This is a genomic window from Neisseria leonii (genome assembly GCF_028776105.2).
In the GTDB taxonomy this organism is placed as follows: domain Bacteria; phylum Pseudomonadota; class Gammaproteobacteria; order Burkholderiales; family Neisseriaceae; genus Neisseria; species Neisseria leonii.
Genome location: NZ_CP145606.1, coordinates 95930 through 115122, shown reverse-complemented (window position 1 = coordinate 115122; position 19193 = coordinate 95930). Strand labels below are relative to the sequence as shown.

Annotated in this window: 27 protein-coding genes; 1 reads left to right on the top strand and 26 read right to left on the bottom strand. The window is 57.8% G+C overall.

Annotation, left to right across the window (positions count from 1 at the left end):
- Nucleotides 1-17: 17 nt before the first annotated feature.
- The 12 genes from ORY85_RS00640 to ORY85_RS00590 all read right to left on the bottom strand — a co-directional run bounded on the left by ORY85_RS00640 (nucleotide 18) and on the right by ORY85_RS00590 (nucleotide 7274).
- Complete coding sequence (locus tag ORY85_RS00640; protein ID WP_274570628.1) at nucleotides 18-797, bottom strand: DNA adenine methylase; 780 nt, start codon at nucleotides 795-797, stop codon at nucleotides 18-20.
- Nucleotides 798-840: 43 nt separating this feature from the next.
- Nucleotides 841-951, bottom strand: a complete 111-nt coding sequence (locus tag ORY85_RS10575; RefSeq protein ID WP_367575890.1) for a Com family DNA-binding transcriptional regulator — start codon at nucleotides 949-951, stop codon at nucleotides 841-843.
- A 244-nt stretch (nucleotides 952-1195) separates the two neighbouring features.
- The gene (locus tag ORY85_RS00635) at nucleotides 1196-1651 is read right to left on the bottom strand and encodes a hypothetical protein (RefSeq protein ID WP_274570635.1); all 456 of its coding nucleotides are present in this window, start codon (nucleotides 1649-1651) and stop codon (nucleotides 1196-1198) included.
- Between the two features lie 20 nt (nucleotides 1652-1671).
- Nucleotides 1672-1887, bottom strand: coding sequence for a hypothetical protein (locus ORY85_RS00630; protein ID WP_274570637.1), 216 nt, complete (start codon nucleotides 1885-1887; stop codon nucleotides 1672-1674).
- 16 nt (nucleotides 1888-1903) lie between these two features.
- Nucleotides 1904-2191, bottom strand: coding sequence for a hypothetical protein (locus tag ORY85_RS00625; RefSeq protein WP_274570639.1), 288 nt, complete (start codon nucleotides 2189-2191; stop codon nucleotides 1904-1906).
- 45 nt (nucleotides 2192-2236) lie between these two features.
- On the bottom strand, nucleotides 2237-5032 hold the full coding sequence (locus tag ORY85_RS00620; protein WP_274570641.1) for a toprim domain-containing protein: 2796 nt from the start codon (nucleotides 5030-5032) through the stop codon (nucleotides 2237-2239).
- Nucleotides 5029-5418, bottom strand: a complete 390-nt coding sequence (locus ORY85_RS00615) for a hypothetical protein (RefSeq protein ID WP_274570642.1) — start codon at nucleotides 5416-5418, stop codon at nucleotides 5029-5031. The genes ORY85_RS00620 and ORY85_RS00615 overlap by 4 nt, the downstream gene beginning before the upstream one ends.
- A complete protein-coding gene (locus ORY85_RS00610; RefSeq protein WP_274570643.1) occupies nucleotides 5419-6081 on the bottom strand; it encodes a tyrosine-type recombinase/integrase in 663 nt (220 codons plus the stop codon).
- On the bottom strand, nucleotides 6078-6362 hold the full coding sequence (locus ORY85_RS00605; protein WP_274570645.1) for a hypothetical protein: 285 nt from the start codon (nucleotides 6360-6362) through the stop codon (nucleotides 6078-6080). Before ORY85_RS00605 ends, ORY85_RS00610 begins: the two co-directional genes overlap by 4 nt.
- Nucleotides 6313-6537, bottom strand: coding sequence for a hypothetical protein (locus ORY85_RS00600; RefSeq protein ID WP_274570647.1), 225 nt, complete (start codon nucleotides 6535-6537; stop codon nucleotides 6313-6315). The genes ORY85_RS00605 and ORY85_RS00600 overlap by 50 nt, the downstream gene beginning before the upstream one ends.
- Nucleotides 6518-6994, bottom strand: coding sequence for a phage regulatory CII family protein (locus ORY85_RS00595; protein ID WP_274570649.1), 477 nt, complete (start codon nucleotides 6992-6994; stop codon nucleotides 6518-6520). The genes ORY85_RS00600 and ORY85_RS00595 overlap by 20 nt, the downstream gene beginning before the upstream one ends.
- A gap of 85 nt (nucleotides 6995-7079) precedes the next feature.
- Nucleotides 7080-7274, bottom strand: a complete 195-nt coding sequence (locus tag ORY85_RS00590; protein ID WP_274570650.1) for a helix-turn-helix transcriptional regulator — start codon at nucleotides 7272-7274, stop codon at nucleotides 7080-7082.
- 108 nt (nucleotides 7275-7382) lie between these two features.
- On the opposite strand from ORY85_RS00590, the gene ORY85_RS00585 reads away from it, so the two are divergent.
- Nucleotides 7383-7742 (top strand): helix-turn-helix domain-containing protein, encoded by a 360-nt coding sequence (locus ORY85_RS00585; protein ID WP_274570652.1) that lies wholly within the window; start codon nucleotides 7383-7385, stop codon nucleotides 7740-7742.
- Between the two features lie 69 nt (nucleotides 7743-7811).
- Here ORY85_RS00585 and ORY85_RS00580 read toward each other — a convergent pair whose 3' ends face one another.
- The 14 genes from ORY85_RS00580 to ORY85_RS00515 are packed head-to-tail and all read right to left on the bottom strand — an operon-like array spanning nucleotide 7812 to nucleotide 19156.
- Nucleotides 7812-8282, bottom strand: a complete 471-nt coding sequence (locus tag ORY85_RS00580; protein ID WP_274570654.1) for a lysozyme — start codon at nucleotides 8280-8282, stop codon at nucleotides 7812-7814.
- A complete protein-coding gene (locus ORY85_RS00575; protein WP_274570656.1) occupies nucleotides 8260-8778 on the bottom strand; it encodes a lysis system i-spanin subunit Rz in 519 nt (172 codons plus the stop codon). Before ORY85_RS00575 ends, ORY85_RS00580 begins: the two co-directional genes overlap by 23 nt.
- Complete coding sequence (locus tag ORY85_RS00570) at nucleotides 8768-9184, bottom strand: hypothetical protein (RefSeq protein WP_274570658.1); 417 nt, start codon at nucleotides 9182-9184, stop codon at nucleotides 8768-8770. The genes ORY85_RS00575 and ORY85_RS00570 overlap by 11 nt, the downstream gene beginning before the upstream one ends.
- Nucleotides 9174-9707, bottom strand: a complete 534-nt coding sequence (locus ORY85_RS00565; RefSeq protein WP_274570659.1) for a hypothetical protein — start codon at nucleotides 9705-9707, stop codon at nucleotides 9174-9176. The genes ORY85_RS00570 and ORY85_RS00565 overlap by 11 nt, the downstream gene beginning before the upstream one ends.
- 10 nt (nucleotides 9708-9717) lie before the next feature.
- Nucleotides 9718-10173, bottom strand: coding sequence for a hypothetical protein (locus ORY85_RS00560; protein WP_274570660.1), 456 nt, complete (start codon nucleotides 10171-10173; stop codon nucleotides 9718-9720).
- Nucleotides 10170-10799 (bottom strand): phage tail protein, encoded by a 630-nt coding sequence (locus ORY85_RS00555; RefSeq protein WP_274570661.1) that lies wholly within the window; start codon nucleotides 10797-10799, stop codon nucleotides 10170-10172. The genes ORY85_RS00560 and ORY85_RS00555 overlap by 4 nt, the downstream gene beginning before the upstream one ends.
- An 8-nt stretch (nucleotides 10800-10807) precedes the next feature.
- A complete protein-coding gene (locus tag ORY85_RS00550) occupies nucleotides 10808-12142 on the bottom strand; it encodes a hypothetical protein (RefSeq protein WP_274570662.1) in 1335 nt (444 codons plus the stop codon).
- The gene (locus ORY85_RS00545) at nucleotides 12139-12720 is read right to left on the bottom strand and encodes a putative phage tail protein (protein ID WP_274570663.1); all 582 of its coding nucleotides are present in this window, start codon (nucleotides 12718-12720) and stop codon (nucleotides 12139-12141) included. The genes ORY85_RS00550 and ORY85_RS00545 overlap by 4 nt, the downstream gene beginning before the upstream one ends.
- Nucleotides 12708-13802 (bottom strand): baseplate J/gp47 family protein, encoded by a 1095-nt coding sequence (locus ORY85_RS00540; RefSeq protein WP_274570664.1) that lies wholly within the window; start codon nucleotides 13800-13802, stop codon nucleotides 12708-12710. Before ORY85_RS00540 ends, ORY85_RS00545 begins: the two co-directional genes overlap by 13 nt.
- Complete coding sequence (locus ORY85_RS00535; protein WP_274570665.1) at nucleotides 13792-14184, bottom strand: phage GP46 family protein; 393 nt, start codon at nucleotides 14182-14184, stop codon at nucleotides 13792-13794. The genes ORY85_RS00540 and ORY85_RS00535 overlap by 11 nt, the downstream gene beginning before the upstream one ends.
- Nucleotides 14181-14768: a phage baseplate assembly protein V gene (locus tag ORY85_RS00530; RefSeq protein ID WP_274570666.1), complete on the bottom strand. Its 588-nt coding sequence runs from the start codon at nucleotides 14766-14768 to the stop codon at nucleotides 14181-14183. Before ORY85_RS00530 ends, ORY85_RS00535 begins: the two co-directional genes overlap by 4 nt.
- Nucleotides 14765-15814, bottom strand: a complete 1050-nt coding sequence (locus ORY85_RS00525) for a phage baseplate assembly protein (protein ID WP_274570667.1) — start codon at nucleotides 15812-15814, stop codon at nucleotides 14765-14767. The genes ORY85_RS00530 and ORY85_RS00525 overlap by 4 nt, the downstream gene beginning before the upstream one ends.
- Entirely contained in the window at nucleotides 15801-17105 is a 1305-nt protein-coding gene (locus ORY85_RS00520; protein ID WP_274570668.1) for a DNA circularization protein, read from the bottom strand. The genes ORY85_RS00525 and ORY85_RS00520 overlap by 14 nt, the downstream gene beginning before the upstream one ends.
- The gene (locus ORY85_RS00515) at nucleotides 17105-19156 is read right to left on the bottom strand and encodes a phage tail tape measure protein (protein ID WP_274570669.1); all 2052 of its coding nucleotides are present in this window, start codon (nucleotides 19154-19156) and stop codon (nucleotides 17105-17107) included. The genes ORY85_RS00520 and ORY85_RS00515 overlap by 1 nt, the downstream gene beginning before the upstream one ends.
- Nucleotides 19157-19193 lie beyond the last annotated feature (37 nt).

Genomic DNA, 19193 nt, shown 5'->3' with positions numbered 1-19193 from the left:
TCAGACGGTCTTGCTTGTCAGTAATTACAGATCACCAGCTCGCCGCTTGGCCGCTGGGTTTTATCCCTGCCGACGGAATAAGCCAGCTCCAAGCGGACAATGTTGAACGGCTTGAATAACGCAAGAATGTCGGGGTGGTCGTTAATCGACAGCATCATCTTGCCCTGAATGCGCCCCATCTCTTCGGCCAGCCGCTCGTATTCTTCCCAGGCGAAATCGTGCGTGTAGCCTGCGGTCTGCCAGTATGGCGGGTCGGCGTAGAAAAAGGTATGCGGGCGGTCGTAGCGTTTCAGACAGGCCTGCCACGGCTCGTTTTCAATATACACGCCGCCGAGCCGCTGCTGCGCCGCTGCGAGCTTTTGGCGCACGGTGGCAGGGTTGAAGGCTTTGCCGGTGGTGGCCGTGCCGAAATGCTGGTCTATTGGTTTTGCCCCGAATGCGGTGTGTTGCAGGTAGAAAAAACGCGCGGCACGCTGAATATCGGTGAGTGTGGCAGGCGGGGTTTGCTGCAGTTGTCTGAAATATTCGCGGCTGGTCAGCGTGAAATCGAACTGGCGGATGAACTCGTCGAAGTGGTGTTGCACCACGCGGTAGAGATTGACCAGATCGCCGTTAATGTCGTTAAGCACTTCGGCTTTGGCGGGCTGCTCACGCAAAAAAAACAGTGCGGCACCGCCGGCGAACAACTCGACATAGCATTGGTGCTCGGGAAACAGCGGCAAAATATGTTTGGCCAAACGGCGCTTGCCGCCCATCCAAGGAATTAACGGCAAGGGTTTATACGTTAAAACGCCCATTGAGACGTCCTTTCTTTGAAAAAGACGCTCACGGGCGTTCGGGTTAGTTAAACGATGCCAGATAGCTGCAACGCGGGCATTTGATTTCGATGCGTGCGTTTTTTGCTGCTCTTCCTAAAAGTTTAGCACATCTTGGGCAGCGTAATTCCAGCATGCTTTTGGGTTTCTGCATTTGGCTGATTCCTCAAAATCGGGTTAGAATCAGGCCGCCTGATCGGGTGACGGCCTTGGGCTGATGCAGGCCATCTCTGCGGAAGCTGGGCCAGGCGGTGTTGACGCACCAACTGGTCAGCCGTCTTTCTTAAGATTTATTCATTTAAATTCCTTTCATAAACCAGAGCCTGTGCGTTGCGGTTTGGTTTTTTTGGATTGCATTTTACGTAACCGATTATTTTTTATCAGCCATAAAACATTTTTCCTCCCGTTATTTCGATTAATGCCTGTGCATGAACTACCGCTGCGTGGCGGCTTGTGTGAATCAGATTGGCTTTTAAATAATCATGATCGTCTTGTGTGAACTCTCCCCATAATTTTTCTTTCGGAAAGCGGAAACTTTCCAGATTCGGCAAAAAATAAATTGTGCCGTTTTCCAACGGTTCCTGCTCGGGCATCGGCACTTTGATTTCGCCGATTAAAACGGTTTCAGGATACATACCAACGATATTTAAGTCTTCTTTGCCGGCAGAGTTCAGGCCGCCTTTAATCCAGGTGCAGACGAGAAAGTTATCATCGTTTTCGTAGTAGCCGACTAAAAAATCAGAGTTCGGTATATTGAATTTTACAAAGGCCTTATTGCCGTTTTGCAGACGGACAGCCTTGCCGTTGAGCGCGGCGGTTAAATCAAATTTTTTCATCTTTTTGCCTTCCAGAAAAATCAAACAGGTACTACTTCGCGTTTTTCATTCAGCCGGTGCATGATTTCCACGTCTTGTGCCAGCTCGCGGATGCGGTCATGCGGATGTTCAATCTGGGTAAAGGCCACCTGCATCAGCACGGTTTTAGGCGGTATCAATACAGCTTTATGCAGGCGGTAGGTTTTGGCCGGCTGCGCTTTTTGATATTTGGCGGCGCGGCGTTGGGCGCGGTCCATGATGGCTCCTTTTCGGTTAAGCATCGATTTTGACAATGGCGCAACCGTCCTTGCCGATAAAGGCGTGGTATCTGTCACCGGTTATCATGCTTTCCGCGATCGGGGTCATGGGCAATAATGCTTCAATCAATTCGGTAAATTGATGGAAGGAGCAGCCGTATCTTTTCTCCAACTCTGCATCAATATCATATTTAAACTCTTCTTCGGGATCAGTCGCAGCATTCATCAGTTCAATCGCTGCTTCTTCGTTAAACCCCAACGTCATCCACGCTAAAAGTTCAAGGTCATCATAATTTGTAATCATTTTTCAGTCTCCTATGGTTGGTTTTCAGACGGCCTATCCGTCTGTTCAATAAACGTCTTCTCTTACACTCGGCACCCACGGAGTGGCATACAGGCCGAGTTTTTCCAGCGCATCCAGCGAGATGGCGGTTAAGTGGGCGGTGCGGCGGCCGCCGATCATGCGTTCGACGTCTTCGTGGCCGGTCATTACGACGCCGCTGGCCATCAATTGCTGCTTGAAAATACGGCCGGTTTTAATCGGCAGCGCGTTGAATTTGTCGCGCAAATGATTGCTGCTGCTGATGTGGTCCATGATGTAGTTGGGGCGCGTGAGCAGTGCCCATTTGCCGTTGATTCTGTCCCAACAATAAGGGTGGTCGAAACGTTTGGCTTCGAGTTCGGAAAGGAAAATCTCCATAATCCATACCCACGGCAGGCGGGTGCCGTCTGTGTCGCTTAAGTGCTGGTTCATCTCGACCATCAGATCATCAAGGAAACCGCCCTGCTCGACGGGGAAGCCGGCGAAGTCGGCCAGAAATGCCCATGCGGTGGCGATGGCGGCATAGTTTTCCATCATGCGCTTGGCGGTGGCGTCGCCGTCGCCGCTGCGGCTTTTGCTCTGGCACCATGTCAGGTATTGACCGTGCAGGTCGCGGATACGGGCAGGCTCGACGTGGCTCAAATATTGCAGCCATTGCCACACGGGGAACTGCGGCAGATCGCGGTCGATGATGTCGCCCTGCTTTTTTACCGACAGCGTGCTGCGGCAGATTTTGGATTGCAGGCTGGCCACATCCACTTCTTCGCCGGCGAGCAATACCGGCGAGCACATCAGATAAGGGGTTAAGGCTGCGCCGACGCGGGTAAACTCAAAGCGATAGGTCGATTGCAGCAGGCCGTCGATATCGGTCAGCACGCCTTTGGGCAGTTTGCTGTATTCGTCCCAGCCGACGGGGTGCGAGGTGTAGGACACCGATGCGCGGCGGCGGTGGTCGGTTTTGAGCATTTGGCCGGACAAAACCTGAAACGCCAGCGTGCCTTGCAGCGATTCCAGCAGTTTGGATTTGCCCGAGCCTTTTTCCGCCTGCATTTGGAAATGCGGGTAAAAGCCCAGCACGGCTTTGAGATGGCAGCCGAGCGCCCAAACCAGCGCGATGGCGGCGGCGTTTTGCTTAAAGGTGGCCTGATAAGCCTGCACCACGCGCTGCGCGTCTTGGTTGCTGCCGCGCGGGAAACTCATGTTGTAGTAGAGACACTGCTTTTGCGGTTCAACAAAAAAGCAATCCTGCCCTTCCAATGCGGCCAGTTTGCCGTCGCGCCACGCCAAGCCGACAAAATTGACCACGTCTTTGGCGGCCAGATCCGCGCTGCGTTCCATAATCGTCAACATCCGTGTGAATTGGGCAGGCTTCCAAATCATGCCGAATTTGGATTTCCACCAGTCGAGGTTATAAATCTTGTCGCCGTTGATCACTTCGCGCTGCAGTTTCACGCCGCCGCGCGGGGTTTGGGCGGAAATGCCGTACACCGTTTCAGGCTGGCTGTCTTTGGTGCCGTTGATGGTGGACAAATGGCTCTGAATGCTCAGGCGGCTTAACGATGCCAGCCGGAAACTGCATAAATCGCCCAAGGTTTCGCGGCGGTCGGTTTCGCCAGTGTCGTCGTCGTAGATGTCTTTAAATTCGTCGACATACTGCATGAAATCGTCCATCACGCGGTAGCGCCAATAGATGTTCCAGTCTTGGCTGGGCAAAAATACGCGGCGGCGGCCTTTGCCTTTGTCCATATTGTTGCCGTTAACGCTGGGCATGCCGCAGATCAGCCACTGATCCAGCTTTTTCAGACGGCATAGCAGCTCGTCTTTGCCGTATGCCTGCAGCACATCGTTGATGTCCTCGCCCTCTTCCCAGTCGAGCATATCGACCATGCGGGCGGAGATGTCGGCGGCGGTCAGCGCGTCGTAGAGTTCGTAGGCGGCGGCCATACCGGGGCGTTTGCCGCTGGCTTCTTGATATTTATCGGTGTGATCCAGCGCGATAATGACTTTTTTGCCGCGTAAAAACGCCCAGTCGATGGTGCGGGTATTGGCCACGCCGCGTATGGCCAGACAGGCAAAGCCCGGATAATGCGCCAGCGCGGTTTCGATGGAGAGCGCGTTTATCGGCGATTCGACAATGTAGACGCTGCGTGCGGCGGCCAAGCGGCGCGGGTCGCTGGTCCAATAAAAGCCGTCTTTTTCGCCTTGGCATTGGGTTTTCACGCCGCCGTTTAAATCCGCATCGAAATAGCGGAAATCGACCGCCACGCATTCGCCGTTGCCGTTGTAGACCATAAAGGCGGCGGCGGGGCCGCCGTAGCCGGGCTGGCCGGCGGGCAGCTTGGGCGATGTCCAGTCGTTGTAGCCGATGGTGCGGCGTTTGACGGCCGCTTCAATCACGGCCAGGCTGATGCCGCGTGAAATCAGATAATCATTGGCCGCATCGGGCTGCTGGCGGCATTTTTGCGCGATAAACTCGATTTTGGTCAGTTGGCGCGGCTTACTCTGCGGCGTAACCGGCATCGGCAGGCCGAACCAATCGCCCAGCAGTTTGGCGGCATCGATAAAGCTGTCGGCCGCGCCGGCATACAGCACCAGATCGATGGTGCTGCCGCCGTCGCCGGTGGCGTGGTCTTTCCAGCCTTGGCCGTATTGCCCCTGCTTGTGCAGGCTTAAGCTGTGATGCTTGTCTTCGCGGTTGGGAGCGCGGTAATTGCCGCGGCTGCCGTCGCGCTGCAAGCCCAGCTGCTCGGCCACCTGATGGATGTCGATGTCGCTTTTAAGGCGGTTGAGCCATTGCGCGATTGCCGGATTGGTGTTGCTCATCTGTTGGCCTTGTTGGTTTTATGGATGTAGTCGCTGCTGATGCCCAAGCGCAGCCCGGTTTCGGGGTGGATAAACACAGTGGCGCGGTATTCGGGCAGTTTGGCCACATCCAAAACGGTATCGGCCAAGCCTAAACGGTGGATAATGGGCGGGATGGACAAATCGCGGTCAAACATGGCTTGCGTTTCAGGCTCGGCATCGAGCACCGCCCATAATTCCTGCCAAGGCACGGGCGATTGGTCGACCAGATGTTTGAGCACGCCGGCCGTCTGCACCAAAGGCACCGCCACCACCATGCCGGCAGCGGCGATCACGGCATGATCAAATGCCCGATAAACCAAACCATCATGGGAGTAGCGCTGTAACATGTCGGCGGCATACATCATTTATCTCCCTTGTATTTGAGTGTTTCTTTGCCGGTATTCAGACCGCAATTTGGACAAAGTCATCCGTCCTTCATGACCTTTATCGATTTCGTTTAAAGCGGCGGCCACTTCTTCGCGGCTGGCTTCGGTGTAAATCGCCGTAGTATTGATATTGCGGTGCCCCAGCGCCGCTTTGATGATGCGCAGCGGCTCTTTGGCGGTGCTGCCGCGCATGATGTTCATGGCGTGGGTATGTCTGAAAAAATGCGGCGTTACTTTCAGATGGGCCAAGCCCGCCTGCTTCGCCCACGATTTGACGCGCAGCTGCATATTGCGCACCGTCATCGGCTCTTGGTCGGTACGCCCGCCGATTAAATAGTGCTGCGGATCATCGCTGCCGCGCAGCGTAATCAGGCCGAATAAATCGCGGCGCAGTGATTGGGTTAGATAAATGCTGTGATCCCGCTTGCCACCCTTGCGGTTTTCGGCGGGTATGTAGAGATAGCCGCTGTCCAACGCAGCCAAGGCATCTCCAACCGTAATCAGTAAAAATTCGCCGATCCGCATGCCACTATTGATTAAAGCCGATACGGCGTGATAATCCCGTTGCGCTTTTTCGTCGGCAAACTGCTTGACGGTATCGAGCAGTTTTTTCTGTTCGGCGGGTGTCAGATAATGGTTCATTTTGATTTTTCCCTTATTCTTTCAACGGTTAAAACAGCCGGGGTGTCGGTATGAAGCGAAAAAGTGATGTTCAGGGTGCGCCGTCTGCTGATTCGGTGGATGGTCAGCCTGATGTGCAGATCATCTGTGCCGAATACCGCCGTCTTACCGGTCAGCGGAATCCCGCGTTTGTCAAATATCAGGCTCAAATTGCCATACCGGTCGAAGGTAAAGCGCATGGCATACAGCTGTTTATCGGTGCTCAGCACCATGTGCGCGCCCAGAAATACAGTCGTTTTCATCGGTTTTCTCGCTTTCCGTGTTGGCGGGCGGCTTATTGTGCAGGTAATCCGCGAAAACATCGCCAAACAGTTGTGCCAGCAGGCGCGGTTGCGGTTTCAGACAGCCGCCGTCCAAATTGTCGCTGACGCGCACAATCCCCTGTTTGAGCAGGCAGTCAGGCAGACGGTTGCTCATGGATCACCACCACCATGTCTTTGCAGCGCAGCTTTAAGGTAATGATCGCCGACAGCCATTGACGGCAATCTTGGGCAAATGCCGCGTATTCGCCCGCATCCACCCTGCCGTCGGCCAGCGCGTCCGACAAAGTGGCCGCGGCTGCGCCGCCGTTGATCTGAATGCGGTTGACCAGATCGAGCAACGCATCGTCCGACATCCGGTTTAGCGGCGATAAGGGATAGAGCGCGTGATCAAACAGCGCGGCCAAACCGGCCAGCGGGCGGGTGTCGCCCGTTACACTGATGATTTGGATTAAATCCTGCAGAGTCAGCTTATGGTGTGCGCAGCCCTCATCGTTATTAAGTTTGTTGTAGAGCGTGCCGGGTTGGATGCCCATTTTGGCCGCCAGCTTTGGGATGCCGTAGCCATAGGCCGCCGCGCGGGCAAGCTCGAAAACATCGGTGGATTGGCTCATTTGTGATACCTCATGGTTTTGTCATTTGTGCCGTCTCCGCATCCGCTAGATACTGTCGGTACAGCATCTCCGGATGCAGATAGATTTAATTCTTGGGGGGATACAGGATGTCCAATACATCCATTTCCAAGACTTCGGCTAATTTTTTCCCCAGTTCGCGCGACGGGACCTGTCTCCCCAGCTCGATATGGCTGATATTGGTTTGGGTGCAGCCAACCAACTCGGCTAATTCTTTCTGGGTCAGTCCCTTACGCTTGCGTGCATCCGTAAGTTTGTTCATTCTTTTGCTCGGCGGTTATCGATGCCGCAATATTAGTATCACTATTAAAAATAGTCAAATAGCGATACTTATTTTTTTGACTAATAGTTAATCTATTAAAATAAGGCTATGATTGGAAATAGAATTAAGTTGGCGCGAAAAACGGCAAAAAGGTCTCAACAATGGCTCGCCGATGAAATCGGCGTCCATCAAACGAGCGTAACCCAGTGGGAAACGGGTAAAACCGACCCGACCACGGAGAACCTGTCAAGGATTGCCCAAGTGCTGGATGTCAGCTTTGAATGGCTGGCAAAGGGAACGGGAGAAATGGGGGTTGTCTACCAACCCGTTACCATCAAGCTGGCCGAACCGTTGCCGCAATACAAAAGCTACTCCGAAGAGCAGCTTGAATTTTTGCGTCTGTTTGATGCGCTGCCGAAAAGCAAGCGCGAAATCCTGCTGACATTTATGCGGGATTGGATTGGCTGAACCGATTAAGGCAATAAAACAGGCCGTCTGAAAATCTTTCAGACGGCCTGTGGCTTTTCAAGTGGCGGTTTATCCGTCGCGGAAAAACTCCCGCTGCTCGGCGGCACGGCGGTTGGCCAAACCGGGCAGTGTGCGCCCGCCCGCCTTGTTCCAGGCGGCAAAGGCATTGCAGGCGGCACGGTAGCGCTGCTGGTTGAGCAGGCGGCAGACGCTTGAGCGGGCAAACGCCGCCACGCCGATGTTGTAGCACAGGCTGACGCAGGCATTAAGCTGTGATTGGGTCAGCGGTGCGGTAACGGCGTTTTTGACCCCGTCCTCATAAATTTTCACCTGATTGGCAAACTCGGCACGGATTTCGTCGTCGCTTAAATAATCGCCTGCCTGCACACGCTGTCCGGCCTTGTCGCCCAAGGTGTAGCGGATAAAGCCGATGCCGATGGTCGGGATGCCGACGCTGTCCAAATAGGCATGATTGCGCTTGCCTTCCCAGCGGGCGATCAGGTCAAAGCCTGCATCATCAACGGTCAGATGTTTGTTCATGGGGGTCTCCCGATAATACGGCACGGTCTGATTTTAAGATGTCCACGCAGGCATCGCGCTGGGCGATGGCGGTTAAGGCGTGGTCGGCGACGTTGAGAATATGTTGCTCAACTCCGCCTCCACCTGCTGCCGGCTCGGCTGGCCGCTCTGAATCCACGCGGGAATCGGTGCCAGATTGATGTTCTGTGGCGGTGCTGCAGGCGGTTTGCCGGCGCAGGCGGCGAGTGCCGGCAGCAAGATCAGCGCGCAGACGTTTGATTTCGGCTTGGGCATGGGCTAACTCCTTTTGGCCTTTGGCATCGGCTTGGGCGGTTTTGGCGGCCGCCTCGCGCTCGATGTAGACGGTTTGGGTAACGGTTTGGATTTCTTTTTTCAGACGGCCTTGTTCGGCTTCGTCCCACTTGGCCTGCCATGCGGTATCGGTCAGATACCACGACAGCAGGCCGGCAGCGGCGGCCGATAGCAATGCCGCCGCCGATACGGCTTTAAGCATCATCGGGGCTTCCTTTTTTGACTTTTTTAGCAAAATCGTCGGTGTACATTTTCACGGCCTCATAGCCCAGCACACCGGCGCAGCAGCTTAAAAACAGCATCATGATGCTGTTGATGGTGATAAATTCCGTGCCCGCAAAAAACAGATAGGTCAACAGGCCGGCAAAAGCCGAGACAAACAGGCTTAAAAACAGTTCGACGGCGATGTTGTTGCTGTATTTGCGCTCGCTGTGCCAGTTGCGGGCCACCTGCACCATGCCGCCGCCCGCGCCGCCGATCATGTTGTACATCAAATCCCAGGCGATCATGCTGTTGAGCGCGCCGTGAAAAGAGTCTTTAACTGCCGCCAACGCCGGCGGCGCCAGCAGCAGATACAGCAATACGGCTGTAATTGTGTGTTTATTGCGCATAACGGACTCTTTCATTGTTGATTGCCCCCTCCACCAACGCCGCCCCGATGCCGCAGGCAAACAGCCACAGCCAAAGCCATTGCACTGCCGTGATATTTTGTGCGCCCAAATAGACGGCAGATGGCACGACAAATAGCGCCGCAAACGCCGGCGGCAGATAAAACCAATGGCGGTGGCGGTTGGCCATGCCGCAGGCACGGGTGAGCAATCGGCGCAAGCGGTAAAGCCACGACACCGACAACCATCTGCAATGACGCCAGCGCTGCTCGGTGTGTTTGGCCGAGAGATACGGCCATAAGGTATCCAGCAAACCGTCCACTATCAGCGCGGCGGCAGACATCGTCAGTGCGGTGTACAGGATATGCACGGCACCGTTGCCCTGCTCGTGCAGATAATTCAACAGTGATCCGGCGGTGTGGCTGTTGACCCAAAAAATCACCAACAGCGAGCCGCCATAGGCAATCCGCATGGCAATCAGCAATAAAGCGATTTGGCGGCGCATTTTTAATCTGCGTTGCATCATCTTTCTCCTTTCAGGCAGCCTGAAAATGTTTAGCAAGTGTATTGGGCGAATAGGTTTCAGGCTGCGGCAAACCCAGCACTTGGGCGCACCATTCGCTGCAAAACCATTTTTTCAGGCTGCCTGAAAGCGGCAGCACCACGCCCAATGCGCCGATGGTGTCGTAGGGCGCGCCTCGGGTTTGTAAAAACCAATAATTGATGCGCGGCAGCAAGTCGGCTTGACGCAGCTCGATTAAGTCCCATTTGTCCTCCGACAGCGGCATGGTTTTGGCACGCACGCCGCCGTCGCGCAGGCTGGCGGAATAGCAGGCAAAGCGGCCGTCGGCTTGGGCAACGGCGATTTCACAATGGCTGTAGATGCCGCCGGTGGCTTGGCGTACCGCCCAATCGGCCAATCGTGCCAATTGAACTTTGATACCGCCGCCGCTTTTGCGGCCTTTGTACAAGGCCAGATAGACGGTTGTCATGTTTCCGCCTCCGCATCGCCGCCCGTGCCAAAGGCAAACTCAATGGCTTCCAGTTCCGCCATATCGGCGGCCTGTTTAATGCGCGTTTCGATGGCTTGGCGCAAGCCGACGACGGTGGCGGTGAGCTGCTCGTAAGCCAGTGCTTTTGCCAACGCCTTTTGTTTGAGGATGTCGGGCGGGATGCTGCGGGCGGCGGCAATGGTGTCCAGTGTCGGCGTGGCCGCGCTGTTGTCGGCTGCCCAGGCTTTGGCCTCCAACGCCTGTAATGTCCATGTACGCACTTCAAAGTCGGGCAGTTGGTCGATACCGGCGGCGCGGTCAATGTAGGCTTGGGCGGCGGCATTAAGCGCGGCCAGCTTGGCGGTTTTGGCCTGTGCCAATTGTTCGGCAGCCAACACGGCGGCGCGGGCGGGGTCAAGTTTCCAGCTTTGGCTTTCGGGCTGCCATTGGTGGGCGGGCGACGGGCGCGGGTGGACGGTTAAGTCCTCGGCAATGGCATGGCCGTAGTTGAGCGCGTCCAGCAGTTGCCGGTGTTGCTCGGCGGTGATGGCTTGCGCATCATCGGGCACGCTATCGTGGATTTGGTCGTCGAAAAAGGTGTGTTGTGCTTGGCTGTAGTAGATCATGGTCTGTCCTAATTGCCGATAGCGATCACAAAGGCTTGGCCGCTGTTGCCGCTGCCGTAGTTGTTAAAATTGTCCTCGCCGACGCCGAAGCTGCTGTTGTTGAGTACACCGGCGCGCAGTTGGTAGCCGTTGCCCGCGCCGCTGATGTACCACGAATTGCTGATGCTGACGCCGAAACAGGCGCGCGGGAAGGCAATGGGGAAATTGTAGGTGCCGGAAAATGTGCCGACGGCCTTGGTGATGCGCATCCATTGGATGATTAAGCCATTGGGCAGCCGCTGATAACCGCTTTGGCCGTGGTAGGCGGCAAAATCGGACAGATTGGCTTTACCGGACAAGCCGGCATTGAGCTGGCTGTCAAAGACGATGTTGCCTAAATCAACGTTGTCCACCTGCGCCTTAAGCCGCAGCCCGCTGCTCCAGCCCAGTGATATTTGATGGCCGGCGATTTGCCCCGCGCCCACGCCGTTGCGGATAAAACCCTCGTGCAGCCAGCCGTAGGCGTGGGTGTAGATGCTGCCGTCGTACACGGTCATACCGGATACACGTCGGTCGGCGTTGGTGGCACCGGCGGGGGTAACCAACAAGTCGACGTGATAGCGGCCGTTGCCATGTGTCGCAATCTGCATCCCGCCACGCGTTACACCGTTGACGGCGACGTCAAAAAAGCCGTGTTTACCCTCCGTGGGTTGATTGGCCCAAAAACCCACCCAATCATTGCGGTAGCTGGCGGATACCATTCCGCCGGCACGGATTTCGGCGTTTGTATTCAGGCTGCCTGAAAAGGTTTTGGTGCCGGCAATGGTCTGGTCGCCGGTGAGCATCACGCTGTTGGCATTGGCGGCGGCGATTTGATCGGCCAACACTTTGCCTTGCGCCGCAGTCAAAGCCGCATCGGTGGCGGTGCTGTTCAGCACATTGACGAGCTTCGCCACACCGGCCAGCGTTGGCGTGGCTTTGGCGATTTCGTGCGTGTGTCCCGTTGCGCCATTGCCCACCCAATTAGTCGTGCTGCCGGACAGGGTGGATGGTGTGGCCAAACCGATGGTGCGATTGGCAGACAAGTCGCCGCCGCCGGTTAGGCCGGCACCGGCGGTTAGGGTGCGGGTGGCATCGGAAAACAGTTTCCTCATCGCTGTCAGCAGCTGGTTGTACTGCTGCGGATTAACCGTGATGCCGCCCGCCTCAATCACGCCGGCGATTTCTTCCTGCACATGGTCAAACCACTCGGCGCCGGGAATAGTCGGCAGCACGCCGCCCGACGGATTTCCGCTCTGGAAGCCGTGCTTGCCGCTGCCGAATTTGTCGCGCTGGGCGCGTTTGTCTAGGTCTGCTCGTTTCATGATGATCCTGCGTATTTAATCAAGAGGTTGCTGTATGCCGGTTTTTCTTTATGCAGCACGCATTCGGTTTGGGTGTTGCCCCACAGCGTCAGCGGTTCTTCACAGTGGCTCTGACAGGTGGCGGGGGTGGATAAGGTGTTTTCTTTCAGGGTAATGGCCCAGGTAAACAGCCATTCGGTGTGGTCAAAAACGGCATCTTCGCAAGTGTGCTGGCAGGTGTGCAGCGCGAAGCGCTCGATATCCGCTTGTGGTTGTCCCAGCCGGCGCAAAATGCCCAGATAGCGGGTGCGCCGCGCGCCGCCTGCGTCCACCAGTTTGTTGTAGGCGGCGGCCTGCCGCTCGCCGACCGATTGGCTGCCGACTGTACAGCGGTCGGGCAGCCCCAGGCTGGCTTCGGTTTCATCCAGCAGCAACACGGCATTGCGCGGGTCGATTTCGGCAAACAGGCTTTCGTCCAGCCCGGCCACAGCCTCTAGTTCGCGGGCGGTTTTGGTCAGCAGGTCGGCGGTATCGTCTTGTTCGGGCGACATCGCAATGCCGGGTGGCAGCAGTTGGCCGAGCAGATTTAGGTAATCCACTGAATGCTCCCCATTTCGGCCAGCTCGCCGACGGCAAACTGCAAATCGGCGGCAGGGGTAAGCAATTGATGGTCGTATTCGCCGACAGCATTGGAGATGGCCTGCGTCAGATGTGAGCGCGGGATGGTGTGTCCGGCAGGGGGCAGTTGCAGATCGCCGTAGTCATCGTAGGCAATAGGGGTGGCATCGGCGGCCAGCAGTTCGGCCAAGGCGTTTTGTACCGTTTGGCGCACTTCGGGGGTGTCGGGCGTGATCTTCAAAACAAAATCAACCCGCCGCGCCACGGGTGCCACCACATGGATTTCACCAAACGGCAGCCCGCTGTATTCCAAGTGTTTTTTAACTTCGGCCAGGCGTTCGGCGGTGGGATAAGGCGACACATCGCCGTCGCGCATGATGTAGACGGTTACCGTTCCCGCGCCCGCCAGTTTGGGGGCAGGCCATACGCGGGTCACACCAGGCACTTCGCGCGCCCAGCGCGCCCAATCGCTGGTGCGGCCGATGTCTTTGCCGTTGATGCGGCTCTCAATTACCCGCTCGCGCAAAGCAGTCACGGTTTCGCGGTCGCTGCCGCCGCCGATGGTGTCGGCCACGGCACTGCTCTCCAGCCCCGAAATGGGATTGCTCACAGTCAATACTGTGCCGGCAACGGTATTGCCGGCTGTACCCGGTATTTCGGCCACAATTTCGGCGCGCATCTGTCCGTTTGGCGGCAGCGTGATGCCGGTGCTGACCAAAAAGCGGCGGCCGTCGGCACGGTTGAGTACGGTTCCCTGCGGCACCACCGTGCCGACGTTACCCTTAAACAATACGCTGCCGCTTGCCGCCACCGCTTTCAGACGGCCTGTATCCAGCCACAGCGGCGCGTGCAGATACTCGAGCACGTCGTCGTCGCAGGTCTGCGGGAACATCTGCTTAACCCGCCAATCAATATGGCCGTGGATGCCGTGTACCGCGCCGGCCAACGCCCGCGCAAACGGGGTGTACAGATTGCGCCGCAGCAGCGTGCCGCTGTGGTTCAGCGGCAGTTCGGTCTGCAGGCGGCGGTTTAAATCGGCCAGCGATTCGGTTTCATAGGGCATGGTTTATCTCCAACTCATAACGGCGGCCGTCCAGCTTGATCAGCAGCCCCAGCACAGACGGCGCGGGGGCGTAGGCGGTGATGCTTAAGGCTTCTGCAATGCCGTCGTCCAAGAGCCAATTCAGCGCATCGCGGGCGGCATCTTCGGCGCGGGCGAGCGTTTCGGCGGTGTGCTTGGCACGCGCCAATTCCCACAGGCGGCTGCCCCACTCGTCTTTGCGCTCGGCCAAGCCGTCACCCCACCAGCCGCGCCCGATGCTGCCGTCCGGCTCCCTGCCGCGCGCATCACAAAACAGGCTTAACACAATCGCGCCCGCCAGCTCGTCTTCGTACACATTAAAAGGGACGCCGCGGCTTAAATCCAGCAACAGTTTTGTGCTCATTTGACCGGTATCTCCGTTTGACTGCCGTTGGTTTCGGGGTGTTTGTGGGTTTCCAGATCCACGCCGCCGCCGACCACTTTATCGGCAATGATTTCGTCGGCTTTCAGTCCTCCCTTTAAGGTGGCCCCGCCCGCGCCTTCCATGCTCATGCCGCCGCCGGCGTTCATGCCTAAATTGCCGCCGGCGGTGGTTTGGGCGTTGCCGGTGGCGGTCTGCACGATGTTGCCGTCGGCGTTGACGGTAAAGTTTTTGCAGGTCAGCGTAACATTGCCGTCTTTGTCCATCTTAAACAGCTGGCCGAACATGGCATACATGGCGGTTTCGCCCGATTCCAAGGGCGGCACATAATCGGGATGCTCGCAGGCGACCACCACCAGATGGTCGCGGCTGCCGGCCACCGCCACGGCGGCCACGGCGCTGCCCTGCGGCGGATGACCGCGGTGGCCGTAGTTTTGGATGCGCTCGACGCCGTCGCGGGTTTCTTCGTCCAATAAGTCGGCCTGCACCAGCTGCAAGCCGGCATCTTGGATCAGCCGCACCACGCCGCGCGCCACCATCAGACGCATTTTTTGCAGCGGATTCATTTGCTGCCCCCTTTTGTTTTGCCGCCCGCTTTGTCCGGCCGTTCGGCCAAGCGGTCAAACGCCTTGGGGTTGACCAAATCCAGCCGGGTCAGCGTGCCGTTGTCGTCTTTACTGTATTCCAAGGCGGCGATCACCATCTCGTCGCCGTCTTTATGGATATAGGGTGCCGTCAGCTTGACGCGCAGTCCGGGCAGCCACAGGCCGCCCAGATCGCCGCCCTGCCGCCAGCTCTGCACGGTGGCGGTGGCGGTATCGGCTTTGCCCTCGCGCATGGTTTGCTCGTGTTTCGCCCGCGCGGCAGGGTCTTGGCCGTCTTCGGCCAAAATCACCAGCGGCCGGTAACGGGTAACGCCGGCATCGGCGGCCGTGCCTTTGGCATTGTGTTTGCCGCGCTGCTGCCCTTTGACGGCATAGCTGCTGTATTGCTCGGTTTCGTCGGCCGCCGCTTCGGCCTGCAGCAGGTTTTCGCCCTGCACCAGCGCGGTTTCGGCCGGTGTCGTATCGGGCAGACTGATGACCAGATTGCCGTTGCCGTCCGTCCACATCATCAGCGCCTTCATGCGCAACAGCCGCTCCAGCGCGTCCTGCACCGTTTCGCCGTCTTCCAGCGCAAAACTGGCGTTTTTCTCCGCCGCCGCCTTTTCGGCGGGCTTGCCGATGACAACGGCAATGCCGAACGGCTGGCACAAATCGGCGGCAATCTGCTCCACGCTGCTGTTTTTCCACTGGCCGCTTTTCCACACCGCCGAGCAGTCCACCAGATCTGCCGTTTTGTCGCGGCCTTCCACCTCAAACCACGTTCGTCCGCTGTCAAAACCGCTGCGGGTACGGTTGATGTAGCCGGTGCAGACGGCTTCGCCGTCGATTTTGACCACCGCCGAATCGCCTTTTTTAATCGGCCGTGCTTCGGCCTGCCCCGGCCATTTTTCGGTAACGGTTAAGGTAAAGCTGCCTGAAAGCTGCTCGATGCCGCGGTTGATGCGGATGGCCGTCCAGCCGCCGTAGATCTGGCCGTTGACCCATAATGTGCAGTTATTGGCCGTCATGCAGCACCTCCACTTTTCCCGCCGGCACAAAACACGGATGGCGCACGCGGTTGCGGGCAATCAGATCTTCGTAGCCGCGAATCGAGCCGTTGACTTCGTAGGCCAACACCAACGCCGGCAGCGCGGTGCGGGTGTGGAGCACCTGCACTTCGCGCAGCGATGGCAGCCGTTCGGCCACCACCGCCACGGCTTGGCGGCGTACCGTTTCCAACGCCAGATACAGGCTGTCTGAAACGGTGTGGATTTCCGCATCGAGCAAATCCAAGGCGCGGTCGCGCTCGGCAATCAGATAATCGCGGCCGGTTTGGGTCTCCACCGCCAACAGGCGCACCTGCTCCAGCACCGCCACGCGGCGCACGGCATCGGCCAGCGACGGCGGCAAGGCCTGCACTTCCGCGCCGGCCGATCGGGCCGTCCATGCAGGACGGGCGCGTTTGCTGTCCGCAATGGCCGAGAGTGACAAACGTCCTGAAGCGGTGCGGCTGCCTTGGGTGCACAGCGAATCCAGCAGCGCAGTATCCGCCGAGGCGCGGACACGGCCGTCTGAAAATGCCCCGATTGTGGCGCGGTATTCTTCGATGGCGGCCGTCTGAAACAGCGGGTGCGACGCGGTGGCAAAGCCCAAGTCCTTATGCAGGGTAAACGGCGCCGCCGCCAACGCCGCCGAACGCCACAGGCCGGAAATGCGGTAAAACAATTCGATGGGCTTATTTAAAAACGAGCCGCCCATCAGCCGCGACAGCTGCAGCTTGGCCGCTTCGGCCGGTGTCAAAAACTGCTCGATAAAGCCGTACACCTGCTCCAGCCGGCTGTCGGCCAAATCCAGCCAGCCTTGAATTTCAGACGGCCAAGCGGCGGCAAAATCCAGCCCCAGCCGTTCCAGCGCATCGTCAATCAGCCGGTCGAGCAGCCCGCCGGCATCGTCCTGCGCATCCGGCTCCACGTTGTCGCCCGCCTCGACAAAGCGCAGCGAGACAACATAGCGGCCGCCCTGTTGGCGCGGCCAGCGCACTTCAGACGGCGATTCCAGCTGCACATAGGCTTTGCCGTAAAACGGATGGATCAGCGTGCCTGCGCCCGGCTCTTCGCAGAGCGCAATAAAGGCATCGCAGGCGGCCTTGTCCAAAAAAAACGCCGTTACGTCAAAACGGCGGGCGGCGCGTCCCAAATCCTCGCCGTAGGGCAGATCGCGGAACGGATATTCATGCAGCACGGTGCGGCGGCCGAACTGGCCGCCCGTTTCCTCAACATGGAATTTAGTGCCTTTGAAAGAGGCTTCGCGCAAACGCATTATTTGGCTCCCGTATTGGTTTTGCCGACATTGAGCGTGGTATTGCCGTTGCCGACGGCGGCCGTCTGCACCTGCACAGCCGGCGGAGCGGAAACGGTGATGTGGATATTGCCCTCGATGCGGCTTTGGCTGATGCTGGCGGCCAAGGCCTGACCCACCGCCTCATTGGCCTTGGCCGCCGCTTCGCCTGCACCTTTGATTGCGGTTTCGCTCTGCTGCGCCGTGCCGTCCAGCAGGGCTTTGATGCGCTCGTATTGGGCACGGTAAGCCTGTGCATCTTTCGGGCTGGTTTCCGCCAACTGCTCGCTGCGGCTGCGCAGGTGTTTTTCCTGACGGGTTTCGTAGCCCGCCCAACCGAACATTTTGCGCAAGCCCCGGTCAAGTTTGTCAGACCAAGCGCTGATGGTTTTGATTTCGGTGCTGTGGTCCGGTTTTTCCGCCCATTTGGTTACGCCGTACATCGCGCCCAACGGCGCGCCGGCATAGCCGGCTGCTCTGGCCCACGGCAGCACTTTCGGGGTGGCTGCCGCCGCGCTCTGCCAACCGGCCGCGCCCCATTGCGCCAACCTTGAGCCGAATGTGCGCAGACTGCCCAATCGACCGCCGCTTTTGGGTGTGCTGCCCGGCTTGGGCGACCCGCTCCGCCCGATACCGTCGGGCAGTGTGCCGCCGCCGAAACTGTCCGGCATATTGACCACATAAACCGACTGGATACCGGCATGCTCCAAGGCTTTGCCGACGGCCACACCTTTGCCTAAACCCAAAGCATCACCGGCGAGACTGCCGCCGACACCAGCTCCTTTGCCTTTGCTGCGTCTGGCCAATACACCGCCCAAATAGGCGGTGGCCGCAATACCTGCTCCGGCAGCCATCATGTCTTTACCATCCATGCCCAAGCCGCCTTCGGACTTGTCATCCATCACAAAGCGGGTAACGTTGCTAAACTGTTCGGACAAAGGTCGGATTAAGCCGTCTTCGACCGCTTCTTTCAGCGCGCCTTTTAGGCGGTTAGCTTGAGTGACGGCGTTGTCCATGGCTTCTTGCAAATCGCGGTCAATGGTGCCGCCGGCATTTTGGATGGCACTGTGCATCCGATTGACCGATTCCAAGGTGCCGTCTTCCAAGGCTTTTTTCAGACCGCGCTGGGTATCCATATCGGTTTTACCAAACGCCGCATCAATAAAGTTATTGCGCTCGGCATCGGTGCGCAGTCGGTCATACGCTACCTTGATGTCGCGCAACACATCCAAAGGGTTGCGCCGTGCCCCTTGGGTATCAAAAAATTCCACCCCCGTTGCGTCGGTGGCATCTTGCATATATTTGGCATTGGTAAATACCCGCAGCGTCGAATCCACCAAGGTAGCCAGCCGGTCGGCCTGCGGCTCGGATTTGGACAGCGCCTCGGTTAAGGCCAGCGTCTGCTCCAGCGTAAAATTGGCTTCTTTTGCCCGCCCGCCGACGCGGGCAAAAATATCGGGTAGGTTTTCCAATTCGGCATTGCCCATGCGGCCGGCCACCACCATTTTGTCCAGCAGCAACGCGGCCGTGCGGCTGTCGCTGATGTCGATGCCGAACTGCTCGCGCGCCACACCCAAAGCCTTGCCCAATTGGTCGGCATTGGTTTTGGCCACCGCCAGCGTTTTGGACACCGGCGTGGCGGCGGCACGGATGGCGTTTAAATCCAAACCCGAAGCGGCCAGACTGTCGGCCAATGCCTTTTGGTCGGACACCAGCGCGCCGTAGCGTTTCTGGTTATCGTAGGCTTCGCGCCGCCATGCCTCCATCTCGTCGCGGCCTGCACCCAAAGCCACCTGCATCTGGCGCATATCGCGCTCAAACACGGCGGCATCTTTGGTGATCTGCCCCAAACCGACGGCCAAGCCCAAGCCTGCCAGCTGGCCCTGTATGCTGCCGGCAAACTCTTTCAGACGCCCCAATTCGGCACGGGCAGCCGCACCGAAACGCTGTGTAGCCGTTCCGGCCTGATTCATGCCTGCCACATAACCGCGGGCATTGGCGACAATACGCACCAACAGATTCTGTTCACTCATCAGGGGTCAGCCATTCGATATACAGTTCAAAACGTTC